Here is a 14,522-nt window from a genome sequence, read left to right as displayed (position 1 = left end):
GAGAGAGGAACGACGATGGCGACCGAAGCACAGCTCGTCGAGTATCTGAAGCGAGTGACGACCGAGCTCCACGACAACAAGCGACGCCTGCACGCGGCCGAGGAGCGCAATCACGAACCGATCGCGATCATCGGGATCGGCTGCCGCTACCCGGGTGAGGTCCAGAGCCCGGAGGACCTGTGGCGGGTGGTGGCCGACCGCACGGACGCGATCTCCGGCTTCCCCGACGGCCGCGGCTGGGACCTGGAGACCCTCTACAACCCCGACCCCGACGCGTTCGGCGCCTCCTACGTCGCCGAGGGCGGGTTCGTGGGGGACATCACGGAGTTCGATCCGGGGTTCTTCGGCATCTCGCCGCGCGAGGCCGTCGCCATGGACCCCCAGCAGCGGCTGCTGCTGGAGACCTCCTGGGAGGCGATCGAGCGGGCCGGCATCGACCCCGCCACGCTGCACGGCAGCAGGACCGGCGTGTTCGTGGGCGCCAACAGCCCCGAGTTCCTCACGATGATGATGCAGGCCCCTCCGGAGCTGCAGGGCTACCTGATGACCGGCGTCGCCACCAGCGTGGTGTCCGGCCGCATCTCCTACACCCTCGGGCTGGAGGGCCCGGCCGTCACCATCGACACCGCCTGCTCCTCCTCGCTGGTCGCCCTCCACCTCGCCGTGCGCGCGCTGCGCAACGGAGACTGCTCGCTGGCGCTGGCCGGAGCGGTCACCGTGTTGTCGACGCCCGGCACGTTCATCGGGTTCAGCCGGGTGCGCGCGCTGGCCAGGGACGCGCGCTCCAAGGCCTTCTCCAACGACGCGGACGGCATGGCGCTGGCCGAGGGCGCGGGCGTCCTGCTGGTGGAGAGGTTGTCGGACGCGCAACGCAACGGCCACCCGATCCTGGCCGTCGTGCGCGGAAGCGCCATCAACCAGGACGGCGCCAGCAACGGTCTGACCGCGCCGAACGGCCCTTCGCAGCAGCGGGTGATCCGCCAGGCGCTGGCCGACGCCCGGCTCACCCCGGACCAGATCGACGCCGTCGAGGCGCACGGCACCGGCACGGCGCTGGGCGACCCGATCGAGGCCCAGGCGATCATCGCCACCTACGGTCAGGGCCGCCCGGAGGGACAGCCGCTGTGGCTGGGCTCGGTCAAGTCGAACATCGGCCACGCCCAGGCGGCCGCCGGTGCGGCGGGTGTGATCAAGATGGTCATGGCGATGCGCCACGGCGTCCTGCCCGCCACCCTGCACGCCTCGCAACCTTCCGAGCAGATCGACTGGACCGCCGGCGACGTGGAGCTGCTCCAGGAGGCACGCCCCTGGTCGCCGGGTGCGGAGCCGCGCCGGGCCGGCGTCTCGTCGTTCGGCATGAGCGGAACCAACGCGCACGTGATCCTGGAGGAGGCTCCCGCGCTGGAGCCCGCGGAGCGCGAGGCGGGCATCGAGCTGCCGGTGGTGCCGTGGGTGCTGTCGGCCAAGACCGCCGAGGCGCTGCGGGCGCAGGCCGGACGGCTGGCCTCCTGGACCGCCGGGCGGCCGGAACTCGCCGCGGCCGACGTCGCGCACTCGCTGGTGGCGTCGCGGTCGGCGTTCGAGCGCCGGGCCGTTGTGGTGGGGGATCGCGAGGAGCTGACGTCGGCGTTGGAGCGGCTGGCCTCGGGCGTGGTGTCGGGCGCCGTCGAAGGCACGGCTGGTACGGCGGGCAAGACGGTGTTCGTCTTCCCCGGCCAGGGCTCGCAGTGGCTCGGTATGGGCGTGGAGTTGCTGGAGTCCTCGCCGGTGTTCGCGCAGCGGATGGCCGAGTGTGAGACGGCTCTGGCGCCGTTCGTGGACTGGTCGCTGACGGGTGTGTTGCGCGGTGAGGAGGGCCAGCCGGGCTTCGACCGGGTGGACGTGGTCCAGCCGGTGTTGTGGGCGATGATGGTGTCGCTGGCGGCGGTGTGGCAGTCGGCCGGGGTGAAGCCGGCCGCGGTGATCGGGCACTCACAGGGTGAGATCGCCGCCGCGGTGGTGGCCGGGGCGTTGTCGTTGGAGGACGGCGCCCGGGTGGTGGCGTTGCGCAGCCAGGCGATCGTGGCGCTGGCGGGCCGGGGCGGGATGGTGTCGGTGCCGCTGCCGGTCGCGGAAGTGCGAGAGTACCTCGCCGGGTTCGACGGCCGAGTCTCCGTGGCGGCGATCAACGGTCCCTCCTCCACCGTCGTCTCGGGCGACGTCGATGCCCTGGAGGAGCTGCTGGCCGTCAACGAGCGGGCCAAGCGGATCGAGGTGGACTACGCCTCGCACTCGGCGCACGTGACCGCGATCAAGGACGATCTGGCGGGCCTGCTGGCTCCGGTCGCTCCCCGCATCAGCCATACCCCGTGGTACTCCACGGTCAGAGGCCTCTGGCTGGAGGGCACCGAGGCCGACGGCGCCTACTGGTACGAGAACCTGCGCGAGACGGTCGGCTTCGGCCCAGCGGTCGAGACCCTGGCGCAGGAGAACTTCCGCTTCTTCGTCGAGTGCAGCGCCCACCCGGTGCTCAAGATCGGCGTGCAGGAGAGCGTCGAGGCCGCGGGGGCCGCAGACGCCTGCGTAGCCGTGGGCACCCTGCGACGCGACGACGGCGGGCTGCGCCGGTTCCTGTCCAGCGCCGCCGAGCTGTGGGTACGCGGCGGCGAGGTCGACTGGGACCTGCTGCTGGCACCGGCCCTGCCGCGCCGCGTCGACCTGCCGACCTACGCCTTCCAGAACCAGCACTACTGGCCGCCCGCCGTCCAGACCAACGGCGACCTCACGCAGCTCGGCCTGGGAGCCGCCGGTCACCCGCTGCTGGCCGCCGCCGTGTCGCTGGCCGACGCCGAAGGCGTGCTGCTGACCGGCAGGCTCTCGGTCAAGACGCACCCGTGGCTGGCCGACCACATGGTCAACGGGCAGGTGCTGCTCCCCGGCACGGCCTTCGTGGAGCTGGCCGTACGGGCGGGCGACGAGGTCGGCTGCGACCTGCTGGAGGAGCTGACGCTGCAGGCGCCGCTGATCCTGCCCGCCTCCGGCGGCGTGCACGTCCAGATCGCCGTCGGCGCGCCGGACGAGGACGGCAGGCGAGCGCTCACCATCCACGCCCGCGCCGAGGACGAGCCATGGACCAGGCACGCCACCGGATTCCTGGCCAAGGACAGCGCCACGGCGGCCTTCGCCGAACAGTCCTGGCCGCCTCCGGGCGCGACGGCCCTGCAACCCGGCGACGTGTACGAGCTGATGGCCGGGATCGGCATCGACTACGGCCCCGCCTTCCGCGGACTGACGGCGTTGTGGCGCCGTGACCGCGAGCTGTTCGCCGAGGTGGCCCTGCCGGAAGGCACCGAGGCGGGCGGGTTCTGTTTGCACCCCGCCCTCCTCGACGCCGCGATCCAGCCCCTGGCCGTGGGCGGCTTCTTCGACACCACGGGCGGGCCGATGCTGCCCTTCGCCTGGACCAACGTACGGCTGGCCGCCACCGGCGCCGCCGCCCTGCGGGTGCGGCTGACCCCGGCGGGCGCCAACGGCGTCGGCATCGAGGTCGCCGACTCCGCCGGAGCGCCCGTGGCGAGCGTGGAATCGCTGGCCGTGCGGGCGCTGGCCGTGGAGGACCTGAAGGCCGCCGCCGACCCGCTGAAGGACGCGCTGTTCTCGCTCGACTGGATCCCGGCCAGGCTGGGAGAGGCCGCCGGCGCCGGACACGCGCTCGCCGGCGGCGACGGGGCCCGGCTGGCGGCGCACGGGGTCGTGCTCGCCGAACTCGTGGCCGACGGCCCGCTGCCGCGGCTGGCCTTCCTGCCCTGCGGCCCGGCGGGTACGGCAGGCCCGGTGGGTACGGCAGGCGCGGTGGGTACGGCAGGCGCGGCCGACGAGGCACGGGCCGCCACCTCCGAAGTGCTGGCGGTGGCGCAGGGGTGGCTCGCCGAGGACAAATACGCCGACGTGCCGCTCGTCATCGTCACCGAAGGAGCGGTGTCGGGGGAGAACCTCGCCGCCGCCGCCGTGTGGGGCCTGATGCGCTCCGCCCAGTCGGAGAACCCCGGGCGTTTCGTCCTGCTCGACGTCGACGGCAGCGAGGAGTCGTGGCGGGCGGTCCCGGCCGCCGCGGAGTCGGGGGAGGCCCAGGCCGCGCTGATCGCGGGCGCCCTCCACGTCCCGCGCCTGGCCCGGTACACACCCGAGCAGACCACCGAGACCGCGATCACGGCAACCGTGCCTGCGGGCACGGAAGCCGAGTGCGTAGGCCCGGAAGCCGAGACGGCGATCGCGGGTGACCTGGCCGAGGGCTGGGAGCGTGGCGGAACCGTGCTGATCACCGGCGGCACCGGCACCCTGGGCGGCATCGTCGCCCGTCACCTGGTGCTCCGGCACGGCGTGCGCCGCCTGCTGCTGACCAGCCGCCGCGGACCGGACGCTCCCGGGGCGCTCCGGCTGCAGGCCGAACTCCTCGAGCTCGGGGTCGACGCCACCATCGCCGCCTGCGACGCCGCCGACCGCGACGCCCTGGCCGCGCTCCTGGCATCGATCCCCGCCCGGCACCCCCTCACCGGGATCGTGCACGCGGCGGGCGCGCTCGACGACGGTGTGCTGGCCACGCTGACCCCCGAGCGTATCGACGCGGTGCTGCGCCCCAAGGCCGACGCCGTGCTGAACCTGCACGAACTCACCCAGGACCTGCCGATCTCGGCGTTCGTCACGTTCTCGTCCGCCGCCGGTGTCTTCGGCGGCCCCGGCCAAGGCAACTACGCCGCGGCCAACGCCTTCGTCGACGCGCTCGCCGTACAGCGCCGGCGGCTCGGCCTGCCCGCCCTGTCGCTGGCCTGGGGACTGTGGGAGCAGGACAGCGGCCTGACCGGCACGCTCAGCGACGCCGACCGGGCCAGGCTGGCCCGCACCGGTGTCGTCCCGCTCACCACCGAGGAAGGCCTGGCCCTGCTCGACACCGCCTGCGCCGCCGACCGGGCGACGCTGGTCCCGATCAAGCTGGAGCTGCGCAACCTGAGGACGGCGGCGCAGTTCGGGGCGCTGCCCGCGATCCTGCACGGCCTCGTGCCCGTCTCCAAGCGCCGCGTGGTCGGCTCCGACCCCGCCGCCGCCTCGCAGCTGCGCGAGCGCCTGGCCCGCCTGCCGGAGGGCGAGCACGCCAAGGTCGTCATGGACCTGGTGCTCGACCAGGTCGCGACCGTGCTCGGATACGCCGACGCGAGCGCCGTCGAGCAGGACAGGCCCTTCAACGAGGCGGGCTTCGACTCGCTCACCGCCGTCGAGTTCCGCAATCGGATGAACGCGGCCACCGGGCTGCGGCTGCCCGCCACACTGATCTTCGACTACCCCACACCCGTGGCCCTCGTGCAGTACCTGCGCGCCAGGCTCCTGGACGGGCCCGGCACGGCGGTCTCCACCCACACCGCGATGAGCGCGGAGGAGCCGATCGCCATCGTCGGCATGAGCTGCCGGCTGCCCGGCGGCGTCACAGGCCCCGAGGACCTGTGGAACCTCGTGTCGCAGGGCGGGGACGCGATGTCGATGTTCCCCACCGACCGTAACTGGCCGCTGGACGACCTCTACCACCCCGACCCGGAGCACCCGGGCACCACCTACGCGCGCGAGGGCGGCTTCGTCTACGACGCCACCGCCTTCGACCCGGCCTTCTTCAGCATCTCGCCCAGGGAGGCGGTCGCCATGGACCCGCAGCAGCGCCTGCTGCTGGAGGGCTCGTGGGAGGCGCTGGAGCACGCGGGCATCGACCCCGCCGAGGTTCGCGGCAGCCGTACGGGCGTGTTCGTCGGGCTGATGTACCACGACTACGGCGTGCACCTGCAGAACCTGGCCAGCGACCTGGACGGCTTCGTCGGCACCGGCGTCTCGGCGGGTGTCGCGTCCGGGCGGGTCTCCTACACCTTCGGGTTCGAGGGCCCGTCGGTCACCGTCGACACGGCCTGCTCGTCGTCGCTGGTCGCCCTGCACATGGCGATGCAGGCGCTGCGCCGCGGCGAGTGCTCGCTCGCGCTGGCCGGCGGCGTCACCGTGCTGTCCACTCCAGCCGTGTTCGTCGACTTCGCCCGCCAGCGCGGCCTGGCCGCGGACGGACGCTGCAAGTCCTTCGCCGCGGCGGCCGACGGCACCGGCTGGGGCGAGGGCGTCGGCATGCTGCTCGTCGAGCGGCTGTCGGACGCGCAGCGCAACGGCCACCCGATCCTGGCCGTCGTGCGCGGCAGCGCCATCAACCAGGACGGCGCCAGCTACGGGCTCACCGCCCCGAACGGACCCTCCCAGCAGCGCCTGATCGAGCAGGCGCTGGCCGACGCCCGCCTGACCACGGCCGACGTCGACGCCGTCGAGGGGCACGGCACCGGCACCACCCTGGGCGACCCGATCGAGGCGCAGGCCATCGTGGCCACCTACGGCCAGGACCGGCCGGAGGACCGGCCGCTGTGGCTCGGCTCGGTCAAGTCGAACATCGGCCACACCCAGGCGGCCGCGGGCGTCGCGGGCGTGATCAAGATGGTCATGGCGATGCGCCACGGCGTGCTGCCGCAGACGTTGCACGTGGACGAGCCGACCGGCCACGTCGACTGGTCCGCGGGCGCCGTACGGCTGCTTCACGAGGCCACCCCGTGGCCCGAGACCGCGCGGCCGCGCCGCGCGGGAGTCTCCTCCTTCGGCATCAGCGGCACCAACGCCCACATCATCCTGGAGCAGGCGCCGCCGCAGACCGCGGCCACGCCGGAGGCGCAGCCGCGCCCCCTGATCCCGTGGGTGCTGTCGGCCAAGTCGCACGAGGCGCTGAGGGCACAGGCCAGGCGGCTGCGCGGCCACCTGGCCACCCGGCAGGAGCACCCGGCGGACGAGATCGCCCGCTCCCTCGCCACCACCCGTTCGTCCTTCCGGCGGCGGCTGGTGGTGCTCGGCACGACCAGGGAGGAGCTCACCTCCGGGCTGGAGGCCGCGATCGCGCAGACCCCGGCCGACAACGTGATCAGCGCGACGGCCGCACGCGGGCGGACCGCCTACCTGTTCACCGGCCAGGGCAGCCAGCGCCAGGGGATGGGAGAGGAGCTGTACGCGGCCTACCCCGAGTACGCCGCGGCCTTCGACGAGGTGTGCGCCCGCTTCGACGGCCACCTCGACCGGCCCCTGCGCGAGGTCGTCACCGCAGACCCCGAGGCGCTGCAGCAGACCCGCTACACCCAGGCGGCCCTGTTCGCCGTCGAGGTCGCGCTCTACCGCCTGCTCGAAGCCTGGGGCATGCGCCCTGACTTCCTGGCCGGCCACTCGATCGGCGAGATCGTCGCCGCCCACGTCTCCGGCGTGCTCACGCTGGACGACGCGGTCAAGCTGGTGGCCGCGCGCGGCCGCCTCATGCAGGAACTGCCGTCCGGCGGCGCGATGGTGTCGGTCCGCGCCACGGAGGAGGAGGTCCTGCCGCTGCTGGCCGGGCGCGAGGACCGGGTCGGCATCGCCGCCGTCAACGGGCCCTCGTCGGTGGTCCTGTCCGGCACCGAGGAGGCCGTCCTGGAGGTGGCCGCGCTGCTGTCGCTGCGCGGGCACAAGACCAAGCGGCTGGCCGTCAGCCACGCCTTCCACTCCCCGCTGATGGAACCGGTCCTGGACGCCTTCCGCGAGGTGGCCTCCGGACTGGCCTTCCGGCCGCCCGCGATCCCCATCGTCTCCAACGTGACCGGCGAGGCGGCCGGCGCCGAGGAACTGACCTCGCCGGAGTACTGGGTGCGCCATCTGCGGCAGGCCGTGCGCTTCTGCGACGGCATCCGGACACTCCAGCGGCAGGGAGTCACCACCTTCCTGGAGGTCGGCCCCGACGCCGTGCTGACGGCGATGGCCGGAGACTGCGTCGAGGACTGGACGGGGGTCGCCGCCGCCGTGCTGCGCCGCGACCGGCCGGAGGCCGCCACCCTGCTCGACGCGCTGGCCCAGGCCTGGGCGCACGGGGCGGACGTCCACTGGGGAGCGGTCGTCGGCGCCGGCGCGACCGTGCCGCTGCCCACCTACCCCTTCCAGCGCCAGCGCTACTGGCCCGACCCGCCCGCGATCGAGCAGGTGGCCGCGCCCGACACGGAGTTGTGGGAGGCGGTCGCACGCCAGGACCTGCCCGGACTGCTCGCCACGCTCGGGCTCGGAGCGGGAGCCACCCTGGAGGACCTGCTGCCCGCCCTGGCCAGGCTGCACGGTGGCGCCGGCGCCGACCAGGGGCACCCGCGCCTCCAGCTCGGCTGGCAGCCGCTCACCGACCTGCCCGCGCCCGTCCTGTCGGGCACCTGGCTGGTGGTCGCACCCGACTACGCACCGCAGGCCGACACCTCACCGCGGCCTGACGGCTCCCAGCAGGCCGACACCTCCCCGCAGGCCGCTCCGCCGGCCGACGGCTCCCAGCAGCCGATCCCCGCGGCTGCGGCCGGGCGGGCGATCGCGGCCGCGCTGGCCAGGTACGGCGCCGACACGGCCGTCGTCCCGGAACCGCCGGGCTCGGACACCGGGGTGGCGGGCATCGTCTGCCTCCTGCCCGAGGGCGCACCGCCGCCCTCCATCGCGCCCGGCGGCGCACCCGTCTGGGTGCTCACCCGGCGCGCCGTGCGCGTCGCACCCTCGGACGGCGACGTCGCGCCGGAGACCGCGCAGACCTGGGGCAGGCTCAGAACGGCGGCCCGCGAGCGGCTGCTGCGCGACGGCGGGCTGGTCGACCTTCCCGCCGTCCTGGACGAGCAGGTGCTGCGCCGCCTGTGCACGGTGCTGTCAGGAATCACCGGCGAGGACGAGGCGGCGGTACGGCCCGGCGGCGTGTTCGTGCGCAGGCTCCGCCCCGCGCCGGCACGGGCCACGGCGCTCGGCGCCGGCTGGCGGCCGAGCGGGACCCTCCTGCTGGCCGGGCCGCTCGACGAAACCGCCGCGGAGCTCGGCCGCTGGGCCGCGCGCAACGGTGCCACGAGAGTCGTGCTCACCGAACCCGACGCCCGCCTCGACGGCGAGCAGGGCGTGGTCGTCCGCCGCCTCGACGGCGAGCGTGGCACGATCGCAGGCGGGCTCGACGCCGTGATGGCGGACGGCGCTCATCCGCTGACCGCCGTCGTCTGCACGACGCCGGAGGCGGCGCGGCTGCTGGACGAGCGGACCCGCACGACGGACCTGGCGGCCTTCATCATGCTCGCTCCTGCCCAGGCCGCCTGGGGCGACGACGGGGCAGCGCACCTGGAGCACTTCACCGCGCTGGCCGCCCGGCGCCGGGAGGCGGGCCTGCCGGTGCTGTCGGCGGCGATCGGCCTGAAGGAGCCGGCGGACGCGGTCGCGGCCCTCCGCCACGCGCTGCGCCTGGGAGACACCACGCTCGTCGTGGCCGACCCCGACTGGGCCGCCCTGGCCGCCCTGCTCCGCTCCCACCTGCTGGACGCCGTCCCCGAGGCGGCACTGCCCCCGCAGGAGGCGGAGAACGTGATCGACGGCAGCGCCGCCTTCCGCCGCCTGCTGGACGACAGCGCGCCCGACAGCCACCACGGCATCCTGCTCGACGTGGTGCGCCGCGAGACGGCCGCCATCCTGCAGTTCCCCCTGCCCGACGCGATCGAGCCGGACGCGGAGTTCTTCGAGCTCGGCTTCTCCTCGATGGCGGCGGTGGAGCTGCGCAACCGGATCGGCGAGCTGACCGGCATCCAGCTGGCCGCCGACGCGGTCTACGACTACCCGACCCCGGCCGAACTGGCCGGGCACCTGCTCGCCGAGGTGGCCGTCGCCGGCTGAGCCGGTGGCAGGAGGCCGAGACGGAAAGGACGAGCCCGTGCTCGATGGATTCACTCCCTGGCCCGAGGAGTTCGCGCGGCGGTACCGGGACGCCGGCTACTGGACGGACGAGAACCTGGGTGAGCTGCTGCGCCGCCAGGCGCGTGACCACCCCGGCAGGACCGCTCTCGTGGTGGACCCGCACCGCTGGACCTACGCCGAGCTGGACTCCAGGGTCGACAGGATGGCGGCGGGCCTGCTCGGCCTCGGCATCGGCCCCGGTGACCGCGCGGTCGTGCAGCTGCCCAACGTGCCCGAGCTCGTGGTGGTGCTGTTCGCGCTGTTCAGGATCGGCGCCCTGCCGGTCATGGCGCTGCCCGCGCACCGCAGCAGCGAGATCGCCTACTTCTGCGAGTTCACCGAGGCGACGGCCTACATCGTCGCCGACACGCATCTCGGGTTCGACTACCGCACGCTGGCCGCCGAGGTGGTGGCGAGCGTGCCAACGGTCAAGCACGTCCTGGTGGCGGGCGAGCCCGGCGGCTTCGTGCCCCTGGCCGAGGTCGACGGCGACCTCCTGCCCGACCTGCCGCGTCCTGACCCCGCCGGGGTGGCGCTGTTCCTGCTGTCGGGCGGCACGACCGGGGTGCCGAAGCTGGTGCCGCGCACCCACCAGGAGTGGAGCTACAGCGGGCGGGCGGTCGGCGAGGCGTGCGGCTACCACGCCGGCACCGTGCACATGGTGAGCCTGCCGCTGTGCCACAACTGGCCGCTGACCCACGGGCTGCTGGCCACCTTCCACGCGGGGGCGACGCTCGTGCTGGCCCCCGGCCCGAGCCCGGACGAGTCCTTCCCGCTGATCGAGCGCGAGCGGGTGACGGAGACGGGCCTGATCCCCGGCGCCGCCCTGCTCTGGATGGAAGCCGCGGACTGGGGTGAGTACGACATCTCCAGTCTGAACCGGGTGACCATCGGCGGCACGAAACTCCAGCCGGAGCTGGCTCGCCGGGTGGAGCCCGCACTCGGATGCCGCCTGCAGCAGGCCTTCGGCATGGCGGAGGGCCTGTGCGGGTTCCACCGGCCGGACGATCCGCCGGAGGTGGTCCTGATCAGCCAGGGGCTGCCGGTCTCGCCCGCCGACGAGGTGCGGGTGGTCGACGAGGAGGACAACGACGTCCCCCCGGGAGAGGTCGGCCAGCTGCTGGCCCGCGGGCCGTACACGACCCGCGGCTACTACCGGGCCGACGAGCACAACGCGCGCTCCTTCACCGCCGACGGCTTCTACCGCAGCGGTGACCTGGTACGGCTGCTGCCGTCCGGCCACGTGATCTTCGAGGGCAGGGTGAAGGACCAGATCAACCGGGGCGGTGACAAGATCGCGGCCGAGGAGGTGGAGAACCACCTGCTGGCCCATCAGAACATCCGCGAGGTCGCCCTGGTCGGGGTGCCGGACGAGGTGCTCGGCGAGCGCAGCTGCGCCTGCGTGGTGCCGCGCGGAGAGCCCCCGACGCTGGTGGAGCTCACCGCGTTCCTGCGCGACAGGGGAGTGGCGGCCTTCAAGTTCCCCGACCGGCTGGAGATCGTCGGGGCGCTGCCGCTGACCCCGCTCGGCAAGGTCAGCAAGAAGCAGCTCGCGAGTATGTTCGGCACGACGGGGAGTTCTGGATGACCTCGTTCCACATCGACCTGTCCGGCTTCATGGAAGTGCACGCCAAGGCCGTGGCCGAGGCGTGCAACAGCGGCCGCGCCACCCTGGCGACCTGGCGCCAGCAGATCGACCCCGTCGATCCCGCCGAGCTGCTGATCCCGCTGTTCGTCCACACGCGGCGGGCCTTCGTCTGGATCTCGCCGCAGTCGAGCGTCCTGGCCATGGGCACCGCGGCCGACTTCTCCGGCCGTGGGACCGCGCGCTTCGCCGCCGTCAGGGCGGGCTGGGAACCGGCCGCCCGTGACGTCGTGGAGGGCGGTACCGGGCCGCGCGGCACGCCGTCGCTCGTCGGCGGCTTCGCCTTCGCTCCGGGCGACGGGCCCATGCCCGACGGGCTGATGTGGGTGCCGAGGGTGCTGATCTCACGGGAGGCGGGCGGGCCGACCGTGCTGGCGCTCAGCGTCGGCGTCGAACCCGGCCCCGCCGTACCCGACGACGTGGCGCGGGTGGTCAACCAGGCGTACGGCTGGCTCACCGCGGTGGGCGGGCGCCCGTGCCGCAGCCCTCACCTGGAGGGCACGACGGTCACGGAGGTGCCTCCGCCCGACGAGTGGAAGGCGCTGGCGGGGCGCGCGGTGGAGCAGGTCGGCGGCGGCGCGTTCGGCAAGGCCGTGCTGGCCCGCCAGCTGCGCGTGGACGCCCCCTGCTCCTACGACATCCCGTCCGTGGTGGGCGCCCTGATCGAGGGACAGCCCGGCAGCACGGTCTTCGCGGTCGCCCTGGACCGGCACGCCTTCGTCGGCGCCACACCGGAGCGGCTGGTCGGCGTGCGCGCCGGCCAGGCGAGGTCGATGAGCCTGGCCGCCTCCATGCCCCGGGGCACGACGCCCGCGGAGGACACCCGGTTGCGTGACGCCCTGCTGGCCGACGACAAGTCCCGGCGCGAGCAGCAGATGGTCACCGCCATGTTGCGCCAGGCCTTCGAGCGAGTGTGCGGCGACGTGCGGGTGCCCGCCGAGCCGTACGTGATGGACCTGCCGAACCTGCGCCACCTGCACAGCCGCATCGAGGGCCGGATCGCCGACCCGTCGAACACCGGCGTGCTCGACCTGGTCGAGCTGCTGCATCCCACGCCCGCCGTCGGCGGCCATCCGAGGCAGGCCGCCCTGGACTGGATCGCCGCGGCGGAACCCTTCGACCGGGGCTGGTACGCGGGCCCCGTCGGCTGGATGAACACCGACCAGGAAGGGGACTTCGCCGTGGCCCTGCGCTCCGCCCACCTGCACGGACGCACCGCCACCCTCTACGCCGGCTGCGGGATCGTGGCCGGCTCCGATCCCGAGGCCGAGCTGGAGGAGACCCGGCTCAAGTTCCGTACGATGCTCGATGCTCTCGCCGTTCCCGGGTACGGGCCGGTCGGGGTGGGAACCTCTTGATCGGAAACCACCTTCGAGAGGCACTCGACCATGATTGAGATAACCGGGCTGACGAAGCGCTTCGGCGCCAAGACGGCCGTGGACGACCTGACCTTCAGCGTCGAACCGGGCAGGGTCACCGGCTTCCTGGGGCCGAACGGGGCCGGCAAGTCGACGACCATGAGGATGATCCTCGGCCTCGACCGGCCCGACGCCGGCACGGTGACCGTCAACGGTCACGACTACGTGGGGCTGGCCCGCCCCATGCACGAGGTGGGTGCGCTGCTGGACGCCCGTGCCGTCCACAAGTCGCGTACGGCACGCGACCACCTGCTCTGCTTAGCCCAGACCAACGCGATCCCAGCCCGCCGGGTCGACGAGGTGCTGGAGCTGGTGGGTCTCGCGTCGGTGGCGCGCAAACGGGCCGGATCCTTCTCCCTGGGCATGGGCCAGCGGCTCGGCATCGCGGTGGCGCTGCTCGGAGACCCGAAGGTGCTGCTGTTCGACGAGCCCGTCAACGGCCTGGACCCCGAGGGCATCAAGTGGATCCGCGAACTGATGCGTGGCCTGGCCGCCGAGAACCGCACCGTGCTGGTCTCCAGCCACCTCATGAGCGAGGTGGCGCAGACCGCCGACCATCTCGTCGTCATCGGCAAGGGCAGGCTGATCGCCGACATCGGGATCGGCGAGTTCGTCCGCCAGGGCTCCAACGTCCTGGTCCGCGCCGACGACGCCGAGCGACTGGTCCCCCGGCTGGTCGAGGCGGGCGGCACCGTCCAGAGCGGGACGGACGGCTCGTTCATCGTCACCGGCCTGGAGGCCAGGAGGATCGGCGAGGAGGCGCTCGCCGCCGGAGTGGTGCTGACCGAACTGACCCCCCAACGCTCATTGGAGCAGGCGTACATGGACCTGACCCGCGACAGCGTCGAGTTCCAGGCGAGCGTGGCGTGATGGCCGCCGTGGAGACGATGCGCTCGGAGTGGACCAAGTTCCGCTCGATCCCGTCGAACGTCCCCGTCCTGCTGGCCACCGTGGCGGTCATGATCGGCGCCGGCTTCCTCACCGCCAACGGCGCGAGCAAGAACGCCCAGGCCGCCGGGGCGATGTTCGACGCCGCCTACATCAGCATGTACGGCGGCTTCCTGTTCGCCCAGATCAGCGTGGGCGGGCTCGGCGTGCTCGCGGTGACCTCCGAGTACGCCACCGGGATGATCAGGACGAGCCTCACCGTGGTGCCGCGGCGCGGGCGCCTGCTGGCCGCGAAGGTCTGGACGTTCGGGCTGATCACCCTGGTGATGGGGGAGGTCGCCGCCTTCGGCTCGTTCCTGCTCGGGCAGATCGCGATCGGCGCCAACGGCGCGCCGGCGGTCTCGCTCGCAGACCCCGGCGTGCTGCGCGCGGTCTTCGGCATGGGGCTGATCTGGGTCCTGGTGGGCCTGATCGGCGTCGGGATCGGTGTCCTGCTGCGCGACACGATGGCGGCCACGACCGTGGTGGTCGCGGTCAACTTCATCATCCCGATCATCGGCCCGCGCCTGATGCCCCAGGCCATGGGCGACTGGGTCACCGTCTACTGGCCGATCCAGGCCGGTCTGCGGATCACCTCCACGGTCCCCGACCCGGAACGGCTGGCCCCGTGGACGGGCCTGGGCCTGATGGCGGCCTGCACCGCCGTCCTGCTGCTGGCCGCCTTCGCCGTGTTCAGGTCCAGGGACGCCTGACCACAGCCCCCCACGACGCCCGGC

General features: G+C 73.5%; 5 protein-coding genes. All 5 read left to right on the top strand.

Features of this window, described 5'->3' with window-relative positions:
* Positions 1-15: 15 nt before the first annotated feature.
* The 5 genes from HNR30_RS25625 to HNR30_RS25605 are packed head-to-tail and all read left to right on the top strand — an operon-like array spanning position 16 to position 14,498.
* Positions 16-9,735, top strand: a complete 9,720-nt coding sequence (locus HNR30_RS25625) for a type I polyketide synthase (protein ID WP_181612565.1) — start codon at positions 16-18, stop codon at positions 9,733-9,735.
* 37 nt (positions 9,736-9,772) lie between these two features.
* Positions 9,773-11,383 carry a (2,3-dihydroxybenzoyl)adenylate synthase gene (locus tag HNR30_RS25620; RefSeq protein WP_181612564.1) on the top strand — a complete coding sequence of 537 codons (1,611 nt, stop codon included), beginning with the start codon at positions 9,773-9,775 and terminating at the stop codon, positions 11,381-11,383.
* Entirely contained in the window at positions 11,380-12,798 is a 1,419-nt protein-coding gene (locus HNR30_RS25615; RefSeq protein ID WP_181612563.1) for an isochorismate synthase, read from the top strand. Before HNR30_RS25620 ends, HNR30_RS25615 begins: the two co-directional genes overlap by 4 nt.
* Before the next feature lie 30 nt (positions 12,799-12,828).
* Positions 12,829-13,728 (top strand): ABC transporter ATP-binding protein, encoded by a 900-nt coding sequence (locus HNR30_RS25610; RefSeq protein WP_181612562.1) that lies wholly within the window; start codon positions 12,829-12,831, stop codon positions 13,726-13,728.
* On the top strand, positions 13,728-14,498 hold the full coding sequence (locus HNR30_RS25605; protein ID WP_181612561.1) for an ABC transporter permease subunit: 771 nt from the start codon (positions 13,728-13,730) through the stop codon (positions 14,496-14,498). The genes HNR30_RS25610 and HNR30_RS25605 overlap by 1 nt, the downstream gene beginning before the upstream one ends.
* Positions 14,499-14,522: the final 24 nt, after the last annotated feature.

Origin of the sequence: Nonomuraea soli (genome assembly GCF_013761175.1) — a bacterium.
Classification (GTDB): Bacteria; Actinomycetota; Actinomycetes; order Streptosporangiales; family Streptosporangiaceae; genus Nonomuraea; species Nonomuraea soli.
Note: the sequence above shows the minus strand (reverse complement) of the source record. Positions and strands in the feature narration are given on the sequence as shown.